The organism is Rhizobium skierniewicense (genome assembly GCF_014196515.1).
Taxonomy (GTDB): Bacteria; Pseudomonadota; Alphaproteobacteria; order Rhizobiales; family Rhizobiaceae; genus Agrobacterium; species Agrobacterium skierniewicense.
On the sequence record NZ_JACIDV010000002.1, the window covers coordinates 405,409 to 426,690 of the forward strand.

At 58.8% G+C, this 21,282-nt stretch carries 18 protein-coding genes; 11 read left to right on the forward strand and 7 right to left on the reverse strand.

Annotated features, from left to right (window positions below; translation table 11 throughout):
* Positions 1-150 precede the first annotated feature (150 nt).
* Positions 151-705, forward strand: a complete 555-nt coding sequence (locus GGQ73_RS04690; RefSeq protein WP_178111499.1) for a PilZ domain-containing protein — start codon at positions 151-153, stop codon at positions 703-705.
* Positions 706-843: 138 nt separating this feature from the next.
* Here GGQ73_RS04690 and GGQ73_RS04695 read toward each other — a convergent pair whose 3' ends face one another.
* Positions 844-1,533: an HAD family hydrolase gene (locus GGQ73_RS04695; RefSeq protein ID WP_174152285.1), complete on the reverse strand. Its 690-nt coding sequence runs from the start codon at positions 1,531-1,533 to the stop codon at positions 844-846.
* 162 nt (positions 1,534-1,695) lie between these two features.
* On the opposite strand from GGQ73_RS04695, the gene GGQ73_RS04700 reads away from it, so the two are divergent.
* From GGQ73_RS04700 to GGQ73_RS04710, 3 genes are all read left to right on the forward strand, one after another.
* On the forward strand, positions 1,696-2,376 hold the full coding sequence (locus tag GGQ73_RS04700; RefSeq protein ID WP_183894331.1) for a GntR family transcriptional regulator: 681 nt from the start codon (positions 1,696-1,698) through the stop codon (positions 2,374-2,376).
* Between the two features lie 179 nt (positions 2,377-2,555).
* Complete coding sequence (locus GGQ73_RS04705; protein ID WP_174152287.1) at positions 2,556-3,134, forward strand: biotin transporter BioY; 579 nt, start codon at positions 2,556-2,558, stop codon at positions 3,132-3,134.
* A complete protein-coding gene (locus GGQ73_RS04710) occupies positions 3,131-3,577 on the forward strand; it encodes a DUF1284 domain-containing protein (RefSeq protein ID WP_174152288.1) in 447 nt (148 codons plus the stop codon). Before GGQ73_RS04705 ends, GGQ73_RS04710 begins: the two co-directional genes overlap by 4 nt.
* On the opposite strand, the gene GGQ73_RS04715 is transcribed toward GGQ73_RS04710, so the two are convergent.
* On the reverse strand, positions 3,567-4,649 hold the full coding sequence (locus tag GGQ73_RS04715) for a hypothetical protein (protein ID WP_183894333.1): 1,083 nt from the start codon (positions 4,647-4,649) through the stop codon (positions 3,567-3,569). The two genes, GGQ73_RS04710 and GGQ73_RS04715, sit on opposite strands and share 11 nt — an antisense overlap.
* A gap of 366 nt (positions 4,650-5,015) precedes the next feature.
* Here GGQ73_RS04715 and GGQ73_RS04720 point away from each other — a divergent pair, with 366 nt between their 5' ends.
* The gene (locus GGQ73_RS04720; RefSeq protein ID WP_174152290.1) at positions 5,016-6,161 is read left to right on the forward strand and encodes a site-specific DNA-methyltransferase; all 1,146 of its coding nucleotides are present in this window, start codon (positions 5,016-5,018) and stop codon (positions 6,159-6,161) included.
* A gap of 407 nt (positions 6,162-6,568) precedes the next feature.
* On the opposite strand, the gene GGQ73_RS04725 is transcribed toward GGQ73_RS04720, so the two are convergent.
* Positions 6,569-7,180, reverse strand: coding sequence for an HAD family hydrolase (locus tag GGQ73_RS04725; RefSeq protein WP_183894335.1), 612 nt, complete (start codon positions 7,178-7,180; stop codon positions 6,569-6,571).
* Entirely contained in the window at positions 7,180-8,280 is a 1,101-nt protein-coding gene (mutY, locus tag GGQ73_RS04730) for an A/G-specific adenine glycosylase (protein WP_412762950.1), read from the reverse strand. Before mutY ends, GGQ73_RS04725 begins: the two co-directional genes overlap by 1 nt.
* 72 nt (positions 8,281-8,352) lie before the next feature.
* Here mutY and GGQ73_RS04735 point away from each other — a divergent pair, with 72 nt between their 5' ends.
* From GGQ73_RS04735 to ppdK, 5 genes are all read left to right on the forward strand, one after another.
* The gene (locus GGQ73_RS04735) at positions 8,353-8,862 is read left to right on the forward strand and encodes a DUF721 domain-containing protein (protein WP_183894337.1); all 510 of its coding nucleotides are present in this window, start codon (positions 8,353-8,355) and stop codon (positions 8,860-8,862) included.
* 136 nt (positions 8,863-8,998) lie between these two features.
* On the forward strand, positions 8,999-9,679 hold the full coding sequence (locus tag GGQ73_RS04740; protein WP_174152293.1) for a DsbA family protein: 681 nt from the start codon (positions 8,999-9,001) through the stop codon (positions 9,677-9,679).
* A gap of 71 nt (positions 9,680-9,750) precedes the next feature.
* Complete coding sequence (smc, locus tag GGQ73_RS04745) at positions 9,751-13,215, forward strand: chromosome segregation protein SMC (RefSeq protein WP_183894339.1); 3,465 nt, start codon at positions 9,751-9,753, stop codon at positions 13,213-13,215.
* Positions 13,216-13,568: 353 nt separating this feature from the next.
* On the forward strand, positions 13,569-15,479 hold the full coding sequence (locus GGQ73_RS04750; RefSeq protein ID WP_412762954.1) for a HAMP domain-containing methyl-accepting chemotaxis protein: 1,911 nt from the start codon (positions 13,569-13,571) through the stop codon (positions 15,477-15,479).
* 199 nt (positions 15,480-15,678) lie between these two features.
* Positions 15,679-18,405: a pyruvate, phosphate dikinase gene (gene ppdK / locus GGQ73_RS04755; protein ID WP_183894343.1), complete on the forward strand. Its 2,727-nt coding sequence runs from the start codon at positions 15,679-15,681 to the stop codon at positions 18,403-18,405.
* A 4-nt stretch (positions 18,406-18,409) separates the two neighbouring features.
* On the opposite strand, the gene GGQ73_RS04760 is transcribed toward ppdK, so the two are convergent.
* Entirely contained in the window at positions 18,410-18,679 is a 270-nt protein-coding gene (locus tag GGQ73_RS04760) for a hypothetical protein (protein ID WP_183894344.1), read from the reverse strand.
* Between the two features lie 310 nt (positions 18,680-18,989).
* Here GGQ73_RS04760 and GGQ73_RS04765 point away from each other — a divergent pair, with 310 nt between their 5' ends.
* Positions 18,990-19,910, forward strand: a complete 921-nt coding sequence (locus GGQ73_RS04765) for a DUF1499 domain-containing protein (RefSeq protein WP_183894346.1) — start codon at positions 18,990-18,992, stop codon at positions 19,908-19,910.
* 6 nt (positions 19,911-19,916) lie between these two features.
* Here the strand turns inward: GGQ73_RS04765 and GGQ73_RS04770 are convergent, their stop codons facing one another.
* Together GGQ73_RS04770 and GGQ73_RS04775 are read right to left on the reverse strand one after the other, a co-directional pair.
* Complete coding sequence (locus tag GGQ73_RS04770; protein WP_183894349.1) at positions 19,917-20,363, reverse strand: thiol-disulfide oxidoreductase DCC family protein; 447 nt, start codon at positions 20,361-20,363, stop codon at positions 19,917-19,919.
* Positions 20,364-20,373: 10 nt separating this feature from the next.
* Entirely contained in the window at positions 20,374-21,282 is a 909-nt protein-coding gene (locus GGQ73_RS04775) for an MBL fold metallo-hydrolase (protein WP_183894351.1), read from the reverse strand.

Genomic DNA, 21,282 nt, shown 5'->3' on the forward strand with positions numbered 1-21,282 from the left:
AGCAAATCCGAACGCAACCAATCGATTTTTTCCAGCGCCGCTGCTATAGACCATCGCCGACAGGCACGAAAGGCCAATAAATGGGTTCTCTGGTCCTGTATCGGGATAGTTTTTGAAGGGTTGAACAGAGTGACAGGGAATATTTTGCGTTTGTCCGCTACGATATCGCTGCTAGCGGTGCTTGCAGGTTGCAACTCTTCCAATCCGTCGGATTCGATGTCGGTGAATCCACCGGCAGCTCAAGCGGTGGCGCCCGTCGTCCAGGCCAATTGCCCCACCATCACCATTCTCGACGGCACCGCCGTTCGCCGCGTCTACGCGGGCGGCGCAAAGGACGATGCATCCAAGCTCGTCTACCAGGCCTCGCTGTCCGACACGACCCGCTCTTGCAGCATGAGCGAGGCTACGCTGACGGTCAATGTTCTCGCCCAGGGCCGCCTCGTTCCCGGCCCGCTTTCCAAGCCGGGCCGCATCACCCTCCCGATCCGCGTGACGGTGAAGGACGGCGACGGCGAGATCTTTTCGCAGGTCACCAACTTCCCGGTCGACCTTCCAGCCGGTGACGCTGGCACGCAATTCATTTTCAACAACCCGAACGTCGCCATTCCCAACGCCCCGGGCGGTGCATCGCGCCAGACGAACGTGTTCATCTCATTCGATGAAGGCGGTGCACAGGCCGGTTCGAAAAAAGGTCGGCGCGGTTAAGTTTTCTCAGAGAAGGTTGGTTGGTGTCTAAAGCCCTGCGGCTTTGCGCAGCGTCTTAATCATCCGGCCTTGCCGCCTTTTCCGCTTTCCCGGAAGCGAGCGCTGCGGCAAAACCTCTCTCACAGGTCACACGTCTGTTCACGCCACGCCAGCCCACTCGGACAGCGCTTCGATCGTTGCAGGCAGGTCCTGCATGCGGGCAATCACTGTCTCTGCACCGGCATCCGTCAGCCGGTCTGCGTGGCTGGGGTAGGTGTGCGAGGCGCCGGTGAAGCCGATGACGCGCATGCCCGCCGCTCTGGCGCCGGTGATGCCGTGCACGGAGTCTTCCACCACAACCACGCGGTCCGGCGAGATGTTGAACTGCTGTGCGCCATGCAGGAAGATGTCGGGCTTCGGCTTGACGCGATCGGCACCCAGATCCTTGGCGGAATAGATATGACCTTCGAAATATGGCTTGAGGCCGACCTTGGTCAGCATCATGTCCAGCCGGGCGCTGGAGGAATTGGAGCATATGCAGCGTGGCAGCGTCAGGCGCGAAAGCGCTGTCTTCACACCCTCGATGACCTTCACGTCGCGCTCGAGCCGTGCATCCAGAAGCTTCTCGGATTTCTCCAGAAGAGAGGCGGACAGCGGAATGCTGGCTTCGCGTTCCACTTCCAGCAGAATGTTCTTCCACGTCATGCCGGAAAAGCGCTCACCCATTTCCTCGGTCGAAATAGGGTAGCCCGCGTCTGTCAGCAGGCGCGATTCGACTTGGGCCGCGATGATTTCGGAATCGACGAGAACGCCGTCACAGTCGAAAATGATGAGGTCAAAGCCGCTCATGGGCTCTCCTTAGCGATTGGATATGAAGGAAAGGATCGTTATCGGATTGTTGGGGCGCTTTTAGACCAAATGGCTTGTAAGCTCAACCGATGCCACTGCACACGAGCTTTGCACGCGCTGTGCCTTGCTCGACAAGTCTCAAGCCGCACTTTATGTCACATTATGGCCAAAACTCCGAAGATGAAACCCGAAGACACCATCGCCGCTAAGATCAGCCGCAGATTGGCGGACCGCATTGTGCGCGGCGAGCTGGCGCCAGGAGAGCGGTTGCGACAGGATCATGTCGCCGAGGAATTCGGTGCCTCGCATGTGCCCGTGCGCGAGGCGTTTCGCCGTCTGGAAGCGCAAGGACTTGCCGTCAGTATTCCGCGCCGTGGTGTAAGGGTTGCGGATTTCGGTTTGGGCGATGTTCAGGAGGTGGCCGAGATGCGGGCGGCACTGGAAGTGCTGGCGCTTCGCCACGCCATTCCCAACCTGACGACCGCTATCCTGGATGAGGCTGAAGCGGCGACACTGGCTGGCGACAGAGCGATGGATGTCCGGCAATGGGAGGAGGCCAACCGCCGTTTTCACCGGCTCATTACCGCACCCTGCAACATGCCGAGATTGATGGACACCATCGATGGTCTCCACGCCGCAAGCGCCCGCTTTCTGTTTTCCGCTTGGCGGGCGGGGTGGGAGCGACGGACCGACACGGACCACCGCGCCATTATTGACGCCCTGCGCGGCAACCGGGCGGAAGAGGCAACCCGCATTCTGGACGGGCACGTTCAGTGGATCGGCCGAACGGCGATCCGCACGCCAACGGGATCGACCCGCGACGCTTTTGCGATTGTCGGATAAATTATAGATAATTTAAAATCACCCTATCGATTTGATTTTGAAAGATTTTTGTCAAATCTGCCCACATGGGGCGATGTCCGCACCGTGAATGGAGAAGCTCTTGTCTGGATTTAAAAGTATTTTGGGGTATCAATTGTGTCGTTGCTAAAAGATTATCTATAATTTTAGAAGGAGACATCATGACAACACATATTCGCAGCGCCTATCCAGGCTTTCTCGATCTTTCGTCAAGATCCGTCGTCCAGCAGGCTTTGTTCGTTGTTGCCGGAACATTGGTGTTGGCACTGGCCTCTAAAACTGCTGTGCCGATGGTGCCCGTGCCGATCACCATGCAGACGTTTGCGATCACGATGATCGGTGCTCTCTACGGCTGGCGTCTCGGTACGTTGACTGTGCTTGCCTGGTTGGGACAGGCCCTGCTCGGACTTCCGGTTCTGGCGGGGTCATCGTCCGGCCTTATGCCTTTTGTCGGACCGACTGCCGGCTACCTCGTTTCTTTTCCAATCATGGCAGCGCTAGTCGGCTTCTTGACGGAAAAAGCGATCAACGGTCATCGCCCCTTCGCCGGCTTCCTGCTCCACTTAGGCGCAAATGTGCTGGGTCTTGCCCTCGGCTGGGCATGGCTGGCAGGTCTGTTGGGTGCTGAAAAAGCCTGGATTGCAGGCGTTGCCCCCTTCATTCTCGGCGCTGTGCTGAAATCCGCTCTTGCCGCTGCGGTTCTGAAGCTTCTGGCGCCGCGTAAAGAGGTTACCCGTTGACGGTTCGTCTCAGGGCGCATCACCTGCTCTGCATGCTGACCTATGTCGGTAAAGGCTATACGCCTGGCTTCACGGTCAATTATGACCGTGTTGCCAAACGACTGAGTGGCGGCGAAGAGATCGAAATCGTGTCCGGCCCGGATGACATCTGTGCGCCGCTGCTCAACGACGAAACCGCGCACTGCTTCAGAGCCAGCGTCAACACGCGCGATGCGAACGCTCTGTCCGTCGTAACGGAGTGGTTGGGCGAAACATTTGAAATCGGGAGCCGCATCAAGCCTGATAAGGCTTTCATTGAAAAGCTTCGATCCGGTTTCCAGCAAGGGTCCTTGCGCACCGCCTGCTCGGGCTGCGAATGGATGGGTCTTTGCGACCGCGTTTCCGCGTCGAATTTCTGCGGCGTGAAGGTCGCGCCGCAGACGACCGCTGGGGTCAGTCGGTGATGTTGATTTCCGTGCGCTCTGCGGCTTTGACCGTCGCGTTTACTTCTTTAGGCTCACGCCTGGTTTTGTCGTCATAGGTTACCCTCACGGAATAGTTTCCGGGATGCAGGGTTTCCTGATGCGTGGTGCCATAACGGCCTGAGATTTCCTTCTGCGTGCCTTGCAGATCTTTCGTTGTTTCCACGATGTCGATTCGCTGGGCATCCTTGGCTTTTACCGCCAGAACGCCAGCATCGAGGTTGACGGTCACAGTGGTCCGCTGGCCCGCAGTCACGCTGAACGGTGTTTCCACCACAACCTTGCCCAGACGCGCGCGCATGACGAAGGAGCCAGCAGGCATCTGCATCAATTTGCCGGGACCATAGGTGCCAGTCATGGTTTCGCGGGTACCATCGATGGTTTCGTCCGTGGACACGGTCTCAAAGCGAATATTGTCTGTTTCAACGGCGCGCCCGCCATCCTTGTAGACAGCGTTGGCAATCACGACGCCGCTGGGAATGATGAGGTCGTGGCTGATCGTCTCGCCCGCTTTCACGACCACCGTGTCTTCGGCTCTGGCGGGGCCGATGCGACCTTCAAGCTTAAGCTCGCCGGCCGGAGCGTATGTTTCCTTGGCGCCATAGATGCTGTCGCTGAACGTTCCCTGCTTGATGTCGACGCGGGCTTGCGGCTCGGCTTCCTTGCTGTCTTTGCTGCGCTTGGGGACAACGGTCAATTGCGCGGCGTCGAACACGACATTCACCTGCGCAACCGACCCATCCTTGATCTCGACGGGAATGTTGCGGGTGATGTTGCCAAGGCTTGCCACCGCCACATATTTGCCCACCGGGATTTTTTCCTCGAATGTCGCGTCATAGGCGCCGCCGACATTTTCTTCGCTCGCGTTGCCGGTGCTGTCGGCCTTGTAGAAATCCCACCGCACCTTGTCGCTATCGCCAAGGGATGGCCCGCCCGTGACGAGCATCGCATCCGTCTTGACGTTGATCTGTGGTTTTGGAGCCGGTGTCGTCGCGCTCTGCGCAAAGGCCGTGCTGGCAAAAAGTGTGGAAACGATCATGATGGAAACGCGCATTCTGAAATTACCCCTGCGACCCTTAACCCTGGCTCCATCATATAGATGGCGCACAAAATTCCGAAATCACAACGTTAAAAGTGACGTTTGGTTCCATGACTCACTCATGAATCACATCACAGCGTCAAAAATGCTCCAAAGTCTTGGGTGTGACACCATCCAGGGGAGTACTCGCCTCGCGATATTTCATGATGATGAGACGGACAGCTGAAGCAATGCTTAACCATGGCCACCCCCGTTTATTCCGCAGTAAGCGAATTTTTTTACACACTTAACGCGTTTTTCGCCCCGCGTTCAGCCTTTGATAACCAACTTCGGTAACCATAAGGCTCAGTTGAGTTGAGTCAGTGTATGGAGCGAGTACCAATGGCATCAGTGTTTCCGCTGGCCGATTTTCGGCGTGCCGGTTTTGATCTTGCAGGTGAGAGCGATGCCTGGAAAGACAGCATCATCAAGGGTGATTGCGTCGCCGCGCTCGAGGCACTCCCCAGCCAGTCGGTCGATGCGATTTTCGCTGATCCGCCGTATAATCTTCAGCTCGGTGGCACGCTTCACCGCCCGGACCAGTCGCTGGTCGATGCCGTCGATAATGATTGGGACCAGTTCGCCTCCTTCGAGGCATACGACGCCTTTACCCGCGCCTGGCTTCTGGCCTGCCGACGTGTGCTCAAGCCTAACGGCACGATCTGGGTCATCGGCTCCTACCACAATATCTATCGCGTCGGCTCCATTCTTCAGGACATGAATTTCTGGATCCTGAACGATATCGTCTGGCGCAAGACAAATCCGATGCCGAACTTCAAGGGTCGCCGGTTCCAGAACGCGCATGAAACGATGATCTGGGCCAGCCGTGACGCCAAGGCGAAAAGCTACACCTTTAACTACGAAGCACTGAAGGCCTCCAACGATGATGTGCAGATGCGGTCCGACTGGCTGTTTCCGATCTGCAGCGGCGGAGAGCGCCTGAAGGGCGATGACGGCAAGAAGGTTCATCCCACCCAGAAGCCGGAAGCCCTGCTGGCACGCGTCATCATGGCGTCGACCAAGCCGGGTGATGTGGTGCTCGACCCCTTTTTCGGCTCCGGCACCACGGGTGCGGTGGCCAAGCGTCTGGGCCGTCATTTCGTCGGCATCGAGCGCGAGCAGGACTATATCGATGCGGCCTCTGCACGTATCGCCGCCGTCGAGCCTCTCGGCAAGGCTGAACTCACGGTTATGACCGGCAAGAAGTCAGAGCCGCGCGTTGCGTTCAACGTGCTCCTCGAAAGCGGTCTGGTTCGTCCCGGTCAGGTCTTGACGGATGCGAAACGCCGCTACAGCGCCATCATCCGTGCCGATGGAACAGTTGCATCCGGCGGCACTGCTGGCTCCATCCATCGCCTCGGCGCCAAGGTGCAAGGGCTGGATGCCTGCAACGGCTGGACCTTCTGGCACTTCGAAGATGGTGAGGCTCTCAAGCCGATCGACGATCTGAGAACTCTGATCCGCAATGAAATGGCAAAGGCCGGATAAAGCGATCCACCGCTTTGCCCTTGTCAATCGCTGGCGATTTTTATCGCCAAGGATACTTCATCCGGTTTTAGTACCTTCAGTCCCGGGTGAAGAGCAACAGCCGTCCGGCGTTCCCTGAGCGCCGGACGGCTGTGTATTTGCTATTAATCATAACAGAATTTTCTTAAATATATCAATTGCATGGCAAGCCTGGAGCAAGTATGGCTCTCTAGCTAGTGTGTCCAAGGGAGCCACAAGCAAGCCGCCAGTGGATCTGCCTGGATGTCAGAGATGATGTCGCAAAGGCAAGGTCCAGAAAAACAAGGGCAGCAACTTTCCCGATTATGAGATTTACAAATCTGGCCGTTCGCGGTCGGACTGGTGCAGGTAGAAGACCGCCATTTTCGCCTGCACCAGACATTCTCGTTTCAGAAACTGACGCCATACGTGGCCAAATTCGCTTTCAACTGATCAGCACCGGTAAAATGCACCGCCTGCCATCCGGCGGCTTTCGCGCCTTCCACATTGGGAGGCGAATCGTCGATGAAAAGGCTGCTGGCAGGGTCGAGGCCAAAAGTCCTTGCGTGCAATTCATAGATCGCCACATCTGGCTTGATCAGGCCGACATCGCCTGACACCGTCACGCCGCGTGACCACGTCAAGAAAGGATACATTTTCTGCGCTTCGCGGAAGGTATCCGAGGCGAAGTTGGTGAGCATCGTCACGTCGTATCCGCTGTCGATCAGGGCTTTCAGAATGGCCACTGATTCCTCGTATGCGTGCGATACCATTTCATGCCAGTGCAGACGAAAGGCGCGGATCGTCTCTTCGTGATCGGGATAGTCTCGCAAAAGCAGAGCTTCGGCGTCGTCCCATGTGCGGCCGCGGTCCTGCTCCAGGTTCCAATCATTGGTGCACACGTTTCCGAAGAACCACACCCGTTCCTGCTCATCTGGAATAAGGCGGCTGTAGGGAATATTCGGATCGTAGTGGATCAGAACTTTGCCGATATCGAAAACGATATGGTTGATATTGGTCATCAAGTCTTCCTGCTTTTATTGAAGGCCAACGGAACAGCCTGCTCGATCGCTTTTTTCATCACGGTCGGCAGCGCTTGCGCATCGAGATTTGTGATCGGCTCCCACCATTCGTCATTGGCCCCGAAAGGTATGCTGCCGGAAACTCTGGCACGGAAAATGGAAAGTCTAAGCTCGAAGTGGGTAAACACGTGCACAATTGTGCCGGCTGCCTCCCAGTCCGCATCAAAGGGCGCGTGCTCGGTGTCTGTGCCACCATCGATACGTGCCGTCCACGCTGTCGTGGGCACCTCGGTCATGCCGCCGAGAAGCCCTGTTTCGGTGCGGCGACGCAGCAAAATCTCGCCCGTGTTATTCACGGCAACGAAGGCCGCTCCCACGCGTACCGGTTTATCCTTCTTGGCAGCCTTTACCGGAAAACGTTCCGGTTCATCGTGGTCCAGCGCCTGGCAATGGCTGTTGTAAGGACAGAGCGCGCAGGCCGGACGCTTCGGCGTACAGATCGTTGCCCCGAGGTCCATCATCGCTTGCGCGAAATCACCCGGACGGTTAGCCGGGGTTATCTCGGCCACCTTCGCCCGCATAGCCCCCTTGGAGCCGGGCAGGGGGGCGTCGATGCAAAACAGGCGGGAAATCACGCGCTCGACATTGCCGTCCAGCACCGCTGCCTGACGGTTGAAGGCGATTGCGGCAATCGCTGCTGCCGTGTAATCGCCGATGCCGGGCAGGGCTTTCAATCCCTCTTCGGTATCGGGAAACACGCCGCCATGCGCGTTCGCCACCGCTTCGGCGCATTTCTTCAGATTGCGCGCGCGCGCATAATATCCAAGCCCCGCCCAGGCAGCCATCACGTCCTCGCTGGGTGCGGCTGCCAAATCCTCCACCCTTGGCCACTGTGCCAGAAACTTGGCAAAGTAGGGCTTTACCGCCTGAACGGTGGTCTGTTGCAGCATCACCTCGGACAGCCAGACATGATACGGATTGGCGCGCAAACCCTTTGCCGTCATGGGTGGAGAGGTACGCCACGGGAGGTCTCGGTGGTGCCTGTCGTACCACGCCAGCAGCATCTCCGCATAAGGCGGGTTTTCAATTTTCTGAAGCATGGTTTGCTGTGGCCCTCATATTGCGCCTATACTTGGTTCATTCATCTCAGCCAATCAAGCCGCGAGTTCAAAATGAAAAAGCCCCGCAAAGGCGTTATCCAGATTGCCGAAATCGCAAACGGCATCATTGATCCGGTTTTGGCTAAACGTGCGGGAATCAGCACGTCGCTGCTCGGTTCATGGGACGAAATTGCCGGCGCCGACTTCGCCGATTGCACCCGCCCGGAAAAGATCACATGGCCGCGCCGCGACGAGGGGCCGGATCGTGGCGGCTATCAGGCAGGTGTCCTCACGATTGCTTGTGAAGGTGCTCGCGCCCTGTTCCTCACCCATGCGCAGGGCGAATTGATTGCCCGCATCAATGGCTTCTTCGGCTTTCCGGCGGTGCGCCAGATCAGGATCGTGCAGAAGCCGGTGTCGCAAACGCTCAATCGCCGCCCCAAGCCGCAGCCTCTGCGCGGCGATGCCGCAAAAAGGCTGGAGGGCATGATGGAGGGCATCGAGAGCGAGGCTCTGCGCAAGGCGGTGGAGCGTCTGGGGACCGCTGTTTTACAAAAGCGGGTGCGGCGTGGCACGATTTGACGCAGGCTTGAGCCCACACGGTCCTTGACTGGTCACAATTCTTTGACAAGAAGAGAAGAAATGGCCGCTTGTTCTCTAAAAGCGGTCGCTATATCGCAATTGTAGACAACTCCAGTCTTTCACAAACAGGTGCTAGATGCATTTTCCAGACGTCACTCTTTCTCGCCGCAGCCTTCTGGGCGGTGTCGCTCTAGCCGCAGTGGTCGCTGCCCTGCCATTCGCACTGACACCAGGTTCCGCCTTTGCGCAGGACTTGCCCCAGTCTACGGGTGATGTGGATATGGATGCGGTCATGAAGCCCGGCCCGCTGCCGGATCGTGGCGTCGGTGACCCGAATGCGAAGGTAAAGATCGTCGAATACATGTCGATGACCTGCCCGCACTGCGCACATTTCCACAATACGACGTTTGATGAAATCAAGAAGAAGTACATCGACACCGGCAAGGTTTACTTCGTCATCCGCGAATTCCCGTTCGATCCGCGTGCTGCTGCAGCCTTCATGCTGGCCCGTTGCGCGCCCGAACAGCAGTATTACCCGTTCGTTTCCATGCTGTTCAAACAGCAGCAGAGCTGGGCAACGGCGCAGGACGCACGTGCCGCGCTGCTGCAAATGTCGAAACTGGCAGGTTTTTCACAGGAGACATTCGAGGCCTGCTTGACGAACCAGAAGCTTCTGGATGATGTGAACGCAACGATGCAACGCGGTGCGACGGAATTCGGCGTCAATTCGACCCCGACCTTCATCATCAACGGAAAGCGCTACGCTGGAGACATGTCTGTGGAAAATATGTCGGCCCTCGTCGACAGCCTTCTCTAAACGACGTTACCGGATCAAAACGGGCGACGGTTACCTCCGTGCGCCCGTTTTTTTGTTCTCGGGGCAGCAGCATGAAGTTTAACAAGCTGCGCCTGCTTGGCTTCAAATCCTTTGTGGAGCCGTCCGAGTTTATCATCGAGCCAGGCCTGACCGGCGTCGTCGGACCCAATGGCTGCGGCAAGTCCAACCTTGTCGAGGCGCTCCGCTGGGTGATGGGCGAAAACTCCTACAAGAACATGCGCGCATCCGGCATGGATGACGTGATCTTTTCCGGTTCAGGCAATCGCCCCGCCCGCAATACCGCCGAAGTCGGCCTCTATCTCGACAATTCAGACCGCACCGCGCCTGCCGCGTTCAACGATGCCGATGAAATTCAGGTCACGCGTCGTATCGAGCGCGAAAATGGCTCGGTCTACCGTATCAACGGCAAGGAAGCTCGCGCCAAGGATGTGCAGCTTCTGTTTGCCGATGCCTCCACCGGCGCACGCTCGCCCTCCATGGTGGGGCAGGGGCGGATCGGGGAACTCATCAACGCCAAGCCCCAGGCGCGTCGTCAGTTGCTGGAAGAAGCGGCAGGCATTTCCGGTCTCCATTCGCGCCGCCATGAGGCGGAACTGCGCCTGCGTGCTGCCGAAACCAATCTGGAACGTCTGGAAGATGTAACGGCGCAATTGGAAAGCCAGATCGAAAGCCTGAAACGACAGGCGCGTCAGGCCAACCGCTTCAAGATGCTGTCGGCGGATATCCGCGCTCGCGAAGCGACATTGCTGCATATCCGCTGGGTGGAGGCCAAGCAGTCCGAAGCAGAGGCGGAAAGCGCCCTCAATCAGGCGACGAATGTGGTCGCTGAAAGGGCGCAGGCCCAGATGGAAGCCGCCAAAGCGCAAGGCCTTGCCAGCTTCAAGCTGCCGGAACTGCGTGAAAACGAAGCGAAGGTCGCCGCGGCTCTACAGCGCCTGCAAATCGCTCGAACGCAACTGGATGAAGAAACCAACCGCATCCTGCGCCGCCGCGACGAGCTTGCCCGACGCTTGGCGCAATTGGGGGAGGATATCGGGCGCGAAGAGCGAATGGTCTCCGACAATTCCGAAATCCTGGCGCGGCTGGATACGGAAGAGGCTGAAATCCTCGACATTCTCTCTGATTCGGGTCGTCACGCCGAGGAAACGCGTGAGGCTTTCGAGCAAGCCACGTCGAAACTCACCGAGAGTGAACGCGTTTTTGCAGCATTGACGGCGGAACGTGCGGAAGCCGCCGCCGCCCGTACGCAGTTGGAGCGCACCATTCGCGATCTCTCCGACCGCAAGGCGCGCGCGGAGCGTCAGGCATCGGAAGCCGCGGCCGAAATCGATAATATCGATGAAAAGCTCTCCGGTCTGCCTGACCCGTCCGAAAAACGGGAAACCGTGGAAGCTGCCGAGATCGCTGTCGAAGACGCGTTGATCGTGGTGGAGGAGGCGGAATCGGCGGTTGCCGAGGCGCGCTCTGTGGAAGCCATGGCGCGTGGCCCGGTCGATGTGGCACGCACCCGTCTCAACGGGCTGGAAACCGAAGCGCGCACCATTTCAAAAATGCTGGATGCCGGTGCGGTATCGGGCTCGTTTACGCCGGTGGCGGAACAGTTGACGGTGGATCGCGGTTTCGAGGCTGCTCTTGGCGCGGCCCTGGGTGATGACCTCGAAAGTCCGCTCGACGCGGCCGCTCCCGCATACTGGGTCATCAATGGCAACGACGGTGCCGACCCGGCCCTGCCAGAAGGCATTGCATCGCTGCTTTCGCATGTCGCAGGTCCGGATGCACTGAGACGCGCCCTTCGCCAGACGGGTCTTGTTTCGAGCGTCGACGAAGCCAAGCGTGTGATGCCAGCACTGAAACCCGGCCAGCGCCTCGTAACAAAAGATGGCGCGCTTTTCCGCTGGGATGGCCATATCACCAGCGCCGACGCTCCTGGCAATGCAGCACTCAGGCTTGCCCAGAAAAACCGTCTGAGCGAGTTGGAGGGTGAAGTCGACGAGGCGCGCTACGCTCTGGAGGAAGCCGAAGATCAGCTTGCCGCCAGCGCAGACGGCATTCGTATGGTGGAAAGTCAGCTCGCGGACGCACGGGAACGAAGCCGTCTTGCCTCACGCCAGCTGGTTGAAGCACGGGACGCCCTTTCGATGGCTGAGCGCGCCTCCGGCGATCTCCTGCGCCGCCGCGATGTCGTGTCTGAAGCCATCAACCAGATCAGTGGCCAGATAGAGGACATCTCCGCTCAGGAAGAAGACGCCCGCATCGAACTGGAGGACGCGGCCGACCTCTCCGATCTTGATCTGCGCCTGCGCGAGAGCCAACTGGACGTCGCGACCGACCGTAGCCTTTTGGCTGAAGCGCGCGCCCGGCATGAAGGCCTGAACCGGGAAGCGGAGGCTCGCCAGCGCCGCATCAATGCCATTGCACAGGAGCGCGCCACCTGGCAGGCGCGCGCGGCAAGCGCCAGCGGCCATATCGCCACGCTGCGCGAACGCGAGGACGAAGCCCGCGATGAGCTTGCCGCACTCGACATCGCGCCGGAAGAATTCGATGAGAAGCGCCGTGATCTCCTCACGCAATTGCAAAAGACCGAGGCAGCGCGACGCGACGCGGCAGACCAACTGGTCGAGGCGGAAAACCTGCAACGAGAGGCAGACCGCGCGGCCACCATTGCCCTGTCAGCATTGGCGGAGGCGCGTGAAAAGCGCGGACGCGCCGAGGAGCGGCTCGTTTCCGCCCGAGAAAAACGTCAGGAAAGCGAACACCGCATCCGTGAAGCGCTGAATGTTGAGCCTCATATGGCATTCCGACTGACGGGACTTGGAGCTGATACGCCAATGCCCGACATACGCGATGTCGAGCGCGATCTGGACCGGTTGAAGATCGAGCGGGAGCGCTTGGGCGCAGTCAACCTGCGTGCTGATGAAGAGCAGGCCGAACTATCGGAAAAGCTGGCAGCACTGATCAAGGAACGCGACGACATCATCGATGCGGTGCGAAAGCTTCGCGCAGGCATTCACAATCTCAACCGCGAAGGCCGCGAGCGTCTGGTTGCGGCCTTCGACATCGTCAACACGCAGTTCCAGCGGCTGTTCACACACCTTTTCGGTGGCGGCACGGCGGAGCTGCAATTGATCGAGTCAGATGATCCACTGGAAGCCGGCCTGGAAATTCTTGCTCGCCCGCCCGGCAAGAAGCCGCAAACCATGACGCTTCTCTCAGGTGGCGAGCAGGCTTTGACGGCAATGGCGCTGATCTTTGCCGTCTTCCTCACCAACCCGGCGCCGATCTGCGTGCTGGACGAGGTGGACGCCCCGCTGGATGACCACAATGTCGAGCGTTACTGCAATCTGATGGACGAGATGGTGGCATCCACCGAAACCCGCTTCGTCATCATCACCCACAACCCCATCACCATGGCCCGCATGAACCGCCTGTTCGGCGTCACCATGGCCGAACAGGGTGTGTCGCAACTCGTTTCCGTCGATCTGCAGATGGCGGAACGGTTGATCGAGACTGCTTGATCTGTCGTTAATCGACTTTTCACGGTGCCACAACAATAAAGACGAATTCCTCTGGTGCTTTTTGAGGGGAAAGCCTTCCTATTCCTCTAGCAAGGCGAAGCGTTGCCTTATAGTTTCTCCCCTCGGTTGGTTTTCGCAAGCCGACGATGAAATATTATGCACCTTCTGATGTATATCTTCTCATAAATCGGTCATCAACAAAGACGTTACGCGAATTTTGCTTAATTTATAAGCATATATGTGTTTTTTCATGGCCTGTTAATGCTTTTAGATCACCTTCCGATGGCGAATTTTCCTATCGCCGGACAGTATTCGGGCCATCCGATCTACGCGGAGATGTTTCGTTCAAGAGGATTTCCATGTCTATTCGGTCCAAACTCCTGTCGTGCATATTCTTCCTTGTTGCCATTCTGGCTGTGACGTCCCTGTTTTCTCTTTATGCGCTGAATGAAGAAGCAAGGCTTTTGCGCAGCATTGTTGCCGACCGTGTCGTGCCGATGGCGCAGCTCAAATCCATTTCCGATGATTATGCGGTCAAGATTGTCGATACCATCCACAAGGTCAGTGGCGGCGCGCTGACCAACGAGCAGGGTATCCAGAATATTCGCGGCGCCATGCAAAGTATCGAAACATCCTGGCGTGATTACACGGCGACCTATCTCACGGTGGACGAGAAGCGCCTTGCGGATGAATTCCAAACCATGCGCCAGTCGGCTGATCAGAAAATTCAAGGAATCATCACGCTTTTGCAGGCGGGTAATCTGGAGGAGATCGGCAAGTTCGCCGATGGTCAGCTCTATCAGATCATCGATCCCCTCGGTGAATCCGTTTCAAAGCTTATCGAGATACAATTGACGGCGGCCAAAGACGGAATGGCCACAGGTGAAGACCTCAAAACCTTTATCCTCCATACTCTCGCTGTCCTCGGCGCCATTGCTTTGGCACTGGCAACCGTCTGCGTCCTCATCGTCATCCGCGGCGTCATCAAGCCCATTCAGCTCATGACAGGATCGATGTCATCGCTCGCATCCGGCAATGTCGATCTGGAAATACCCGGCGCAGATCGAAAGGACGAGATCGGGAAGATGGCGCAGAACGTCCTCATTTTCCGCAACAACGCTCTCGAGCGGATCCGTTTGGAACAGGAAGCCGATGCCAACCGCAGCCTGTCGGAGAAGGAACGGATCGCCCGCGAAGAGCAGAAGGCCAAAGAAGCCGCAGACACCAGCTTTGCCGTCGATCATCTGGCCGATGCGCTGTCGCGTCTGGCGGATGGCGAAGTGTCCTACCGCATCAGCCAGCCTTTTGTTCAGCATCTGGACGTGGTTCGCGCCAACTTCAACTCGTCTGCCGAAAAGCTGCAGTCTGCCCTCAACAGCGTGGCGGTCAATGCCCGTGGTATCGACGCCGGTGCCAATGAAATCCGCGCTGCCGCCGACGATCTGGCCAAGCGCACCGAACAGCAGGCCGCATCGGTGGAGGAAACCGCCGCCGCACTCGAGCAGATCACCACGACGGTCAAGGACTCGACCAAGCGCGCCCAGGAAGCCGGTCAGCTCGTGTCCAAGGCCCGCACCGGTGCCGAACAGTCCGGCGATGTGGTTCGTAAGGCTGTGATTGCCATGGAGCAGATCGAAAAGTCGTCGTCGGAGATTTCCAATATCATCAGCGTGATCGACGAGATCGCCTTCCAGACCAACCTTCTGGCGCTCAACGCCGGTGTGGAAGCGGCACGTGCCGGTGAAGCGGGCAAGGGCTTTGCGGTTGTCGCACAGGAAGTGCGCGAACTGGCCCAGCGTTCCGCAAACGCAGCCAAGGACATCAAGGCGCTGATCACGACATCGAACGGCCAGGTCCAGCAGGGCGTACAGCTGGTGGGTGAAACGGGTCGTGCGCTGGAAACCATCGTTGCCGAAGTTCAGGAAATCAACCGTCACGTCCTGGCGATCGTGGATGGCGCGCAGGAACAGTCCTCCGGTCTCCAGCAGATCAACACGGCTGTGAACCAGATGGACCAGGACACGCAGAAGAACGCAGCCATGGTGGAAGAGCAGACGGCAGCCAGCCATACGCTGGCCCGCGAGGCGGCCTCGCTCAACCATCTGCTGGGCCAGTTCAAGCTGGGCGGCGGTTACGAAGCGCCGGTGCGCCAGGCCACGCAGGCAGAACGTCCCGTCCAGTCTCCGGCGCGTGCGCTGGGCCGCAAGGTGGCGTCTGCCTTCAACGGCAATGCCGCGGTGAAATCGGACTGGGAAGAGTTTTGAGCCTGATAGCTTGAACGACCCGATGATGAGGTGAAGATCAAAACCGCCCGCGCGTGTCGCGGGCGGTTTTGATTTATCAGCAGGTGCGCCGCATTTATGCTGCACTGCGGTGACAACTTGTCAGAACTGGCGTTTCCAACACTGTGACAATACTATAAAGGGTTGAAAAACAAGAACGCTTCTGGGTGGAGAGCGTAGAATGAAAAAATGGGTCTATACCTTTGGCGACGGTGCCGCCGAAGGACGCGCGAGCGATATCGCCATATTGGGCGGCAAGGGTGCAAACCTTGCCGAAATGGCGAGCCTCGGCCTGCCTGTCCCCCCCGGCTTGACCATCATCAGCGAAGCCTGCGCGCGCTATCATCAAGGTGGTCGCTGTCTGCCCGAAGACCTCAAAATGCAGGTGACGTGCGGCATTTCCGGCATGGAAGCCATCACCGGCCGCACCTTCGGCTCGGGCTCTCAGCCCCTTCTCCTCTCCATTCGATCCGGCGCGCGGGCCTCCATGCCCGGCATGATGGATACCGTTCTCAACCTCGGCCTCAACGACGAGACGGTTGAGGCCCTGGCAAGCGATTCGGGTGACGCGCGTTTTGCCTGGGATAGTTACCGCCGTTTCATCCAGATGTATGCCGATGTCGTGATGGGCCTCGATCACGAGATCTTCGAGGACATTCTCGAAGATGAAAAAGGTCGCCTCGGTTACGAATACGACACCGAACTTTCCGCTGATGAGTGGCAGCACATCGTCTCCCTGTACAAAGGCCTGATCGAGGAAGAGCTGGGCGATCCCTTTCCCCAGGATACGCAGGTGCAATTGTGGGGTGCCATCGGAGCGGTCTTCGCCAGCTGGATGAACATGCGCGCCGTCACCTACCGCCAACTGCACAATATCCCCGGGGAATGGGGCACGGCGGTTAACGTCCAGGCCATGGTCTTCGGCAATCTCGGCTCGTCCTCGGCCACCGGCGTTGCCTTCACCCGCAATCCCTCCACCGGCGAAAAAGAGCTCTACGGCGAATTCCTCGTGAATGCGCAGGGCGAGGATGTGGTCGCGGGCATTCGCACGCCGCAATCCATCACCGAAGATGCGCGCATCTGCTCGGGCTCCGACAAGCCGTCGATGGAAAAGCTGATGCCGGAGGCTTTCGCAGAGTTTCTGGCGATTTGCGGGCGGTTGGAAAGCCACTACCGCGATATGCAGGACGTGGAATTCACCATAGAGCGTGGCAAATTGTGGATGTTGCAGACCCGGTCTGGCAAGCGCACCACCAAGGCCGCGATGAAAGTCGCCGTCGATATGGTCGCCGAAGGGCTCATCACCACCCATGATGCAATCTGTCGTATCGAGCCGTCGTCGCTCGACCAGTTGCTGCACCCGACCATCGATCCCGCCATCGAGCGCCCCATTATCGGTTCGGGTCTTCCCGCCTCACCGGGTGCTGCATCGGGCGAAATCGTCTTCACCTCGGACGAAGCGGTGGCGGCGAAGGCCGAGGGTCGACGTGTCATTCTTGTGCGTATGGAAACCAGCCCGGAAGACATTCACGGCATGCATGCCGCCGAAGGCATTCTCACCACGCGCGGCGGCATGACCAGCCATGCGGCGGTGGTGGCGCGCGGCATGGGCATCCCCTGCGTGTCGGGTGCCGGCTCCATGCGGGTGGATATGCGCAATAACGTCCTGATTGGTGTTGGCTGCATGCTGAAAAGAGGCGACGTCATCACCATTGACGGATCGTCCGGCCGCGTGATGAAGGGCGAAGTGCCCATGACGCAGCCGGAACTCTCTGGCGATTTTGCCAGGCTGATGGAATGGGCTGACGGCACTCGCCGCATGACGGTGCGCACCAATGCCGATACGCCGGCAGACGCCCGTGCTGCCCGTGCTTTCGGCGCGGAAGGCATCGGCCTTTGCCGCACCGAACATATGTTCTTTGAAGGCGAACGCATTCACGTGATGCGCGAAATGATCCTTGCCGAGCATGAAGAGGGCAGGCGTGCCGCGCTCGATCAATTGCTGCCCATGCAGCGGCAGGATTTCACCGACCTGTTTTCCATCATGCACGGCCTGCCGGTGACGATCCGCCTTCTCGACCCGCCCTTGCACGAATTCCTGCCCAAGACCGATGGTGAAATCGTTGAGGTCGCCGCGGCCATGGGCATGTCGCAGACACTGTTCCGCCAAAGGCTGGATGCCCTGCACGAGTTCAACCCGATGCTTGGCCACCGCGGTTGCCGTCTGGCTATTTCCTATCCCGAAATTGCCGAAATGCAGGCGCGGGCCATTTTCGAAGCTGCCGTCGAAGCGGCTCGCCAGACCGGTGCGCCGGTGGTGCCGGAAATCATGGTGCCGCTGGTCGGCCTTCGCTCCGAGCTGGATTATGTCCGCGCCGTTATCGACCGCGTGGCCGCAGCGGTGGCGCAGGAAACAGGCATGACGCTCGAATATCTGACCGGCACGATGATCGAGTTGCCCCGCGCCGCACTTCGTGCCCACGTCATCGCCGAGGCTGCCGAGTTCTTCTCCTTCGGCACCAACGACCTGACGCAGACGACATTCGGCATTTCTCGCGACGATGCCGCCCGCTTCATCGAAACCTATCAACGCAAGGGCATCATCGAACGCGACCCGTTCGTCTCCCTCGATTTCGATGGTGTCGGCGAGTTGATCCGCATCGCCGCAGATCGTGGCCGCCAGACGCGTCCTGAGCTAAAGCTCGGCATTTGCGGCGAGCACGGTGGCGATCCGGCGTCGATCCATTTCTGCGAGGATGCGGGTCTCGACTATGTGTCCTGCTCGCCATTCCGTGTGCCGATCGCGCGACTGTCTGCGGCGCAGGCGATGCTTGCCATGGTGGAAAAACGTGAAACCGAAACCATCTCGAAAGTCGTGCCACTGAGGGCCGTTCCAGCGAAAATTTGAGGCCTTAACGGTTCTGGACGATGATGCGGCGCTCCACGACGACAGGGCGATAGAACATGTCGCGGCTGGATTGCGCCTGCCATGCACGCGCATCGGCGCGGCGGTCGAGATCCAGATCCAGCAGGCAACCGGCCATCTGATCGGTGTTGGGCCGGAAGCCGTAACCCCGGCAGGTGGTCTCGTCGCGCGCACGCCGCTCCTCCGGGCTCAAGGTCTGGCACGATGAAAGGGTCAAGATCGCGGTAAGTGCGCTAAGGACGATGGAAATACGCATGATGGTCACTCCCTGATCGCAGCGACTACGGCTGCTTTTGTGCGTATTGATAGAATTGTTTGCGCCCGCAGAAAAGTCTGCCGCGCGGCAAAGGTTGCGTTTGGAAAACACGTCGCGGAAAAGTGTTCGGTCCGGCGCGGTGGAGCGACGGACCGATTCCATTCGCCGCTAAAACCCATTATGACGTGGTGTACCGGCGATTCCTTGCGAACTGAACTTCGCGTGAAGCGCCCTCGTTGAAAGACTTCGTCATGTCCTGCAAATCAGTTCAGCGGTTTGCGGCAGAGACATGCGCATCGGGTGCCGCTTTATGACTGTGCGTTTCGTTCGGCCCGTGTCCTATGCCGCATACCTGTCCCGGTATCTCGGGCTGTCGGCGCTCGTTCTTTTTCTGATCGCGGCCCCTCTTCATCGCTTCGGTCCTCTGACCCTGCCGGACTTCATTTCGCTCACGCTCATCTCTGCCGCCATCGCAGCGGTTGCGCTGCTGCTTGCCATTGTCGGCCTGCAACGCCTGTGGTCTGCGGGCGCAAAGGGCGGGCTTTGGGCGCTCCAGGCCATTCTGTTGGCTGCCGTTCCGCTTGGCGTCGTGGCATTTGCAGGGCTTTTATACTGGCAAAAGCCTGAAATCTACGATGTCTCCACGGATGTTGCCGACGCCCCGAACTGGCTGTCCATTCCCACCGCAAACCAGCAATGGCTGCCGCGCCCGGCAATCGTGTCGAAGGTTGATCGCGATGCGCAGGCCGCAGCTTATCCAAGCCTTGCGGGCCACCGTTACGAAGGCGCCATCGACCGCGTCTACACCGCCGCCCGAAAGGTAGCGAAAGCGCAGCGCATGCGCATCGCCCATACCGATGGTCTCATCGGGTCGCTGCCGGACGTTCAGCCCGGCGTGCCGCAGCAGGACCAGAATGAAAGTGTCACCGATACGCCCATCGATGAGCTGCCGACCAATGTTCCGGTGCCCTTGGCGCGGCCCGCAGAGGCGCCAGCCCCGACATTCTTCAACGGTAGCGGTGTCGTGATGATGCAGGGGGAAACGCGCACCCTCATCTGGGGGCTGCGCTTTGATGTCCTCATTCGCTTGCGCGAAGACACGGAAACCACCCTCGTCGATGTCCGGGTCGCCTCCCGCTTCGGCCCGCATGATCTGGGCATGGGTGCGGAAATCGCGGACGCTTATCTCGACGCGCTGGATGCGGAAATGCAGGGCCTCAACGACAACTGAGCGCAATCAGAAAAAACGATCGCGCTCCTCAGGCGTCGGTATGCGGCAGGCCTGACGCCGCCCGGCGATCTTCATGCGGTTACGGGCGACCAGATCATAAACCCCGTCTCGAATTCTGCGCGGCATGAAGCGTAGCCATGCGACAAGACTGAAAATTCCGCCGAGACGCTGAAGCACGCGCAGCACACCGTCCGAACGGGGATAGGCGACGCCGTTCTCGATCAAAAGACTGGTTTCATAGTCATCTGTTCGATAGCCGTAATGGCGCATCAATGCCGTGCCGAGTTCGAACTGCGCCGGTGTGAAGCGAAACAGCTGTTTCGTATCATGGCGCAAGACGAAATTGATATCCCGAGAGCAAAAGCCGCATTCGCCATCGAAAACGATCAGCGGCTTGTCGTCGGGAAAATCTGGAACCGATGGATCGTCGCGGTAGCTATAGGCAGTCGTCATCGTCCCACTCCTATGCCGGATCATAAATTCCACCCAGCGAAGGTGGACCGTCCGTCTCCACCTCGCCTTTTTCGATGAGGTCTTCGATGTGGGCGAGAACGGACAGCGCGGCAGCACCGTGCAGGCGCGGATCGGTACTGCGATAAATGATTTTTACCATCTCCGGTATCGTCCGGTCCCCCGCTCTGATGCGCGCCAGCACCGCCTTTTCACGCATGCGCCTGTGGGCGCGAAGGCCGCGCATGAAGGCCGTGGGTTCCTTCACCGGCCCGCCATGGCCGGGCAGAAACAAACGATCGTCGCGTTTCAGAAGCTTTGCCAGCGACGCCATGTAGTCGCTCATCGATCCATCCGGCGGTGCGACGATGGTGGTGGCCCAGGCCATCACATGATCCGCCGAAAAGACGATGCCGGTATCATCCAGCGCAAAGGCCGAATGATTGGCCGTGTGCCCGGGCGTGTGCAGTGCGGTCAGTGTCCAGCCGTCACCCGAAAGACTTTGTCCATCATCAAGCGCGATGTCAGGTACGAACGTGGTGTCGGAGCTTTCGGCAAACGGGTTGCGCTCACCTTCGTGCAACGGTCGTGCGGCACGATGCGGCCCTTCGGCCACGGTTAGCGCGCCGGTGGCTTGGGAAAGCCGTGCGGCGAGCGGCGAGTGATCCCGGTGTGTGTGGCTGACGAAAATATGCGTGACTTCCCGCCCGGCAAGCGCTGCCATCAAGGCTTGAAAATGCGTGTCATCGTCAGGGCCGGGATCGATGACAGCAACGGATTTATCACCGACGATGTAGCTGTTGGTACCATGAAAGGTGAAAGCCGAGGGATTGTTGACCGTGATGCGCTGAACGCCATGGGCTACTGGCACGGCAATGCCATAGGCGGGATCGAAGTCACGGTTGAATTCCGGGTCGGCCAT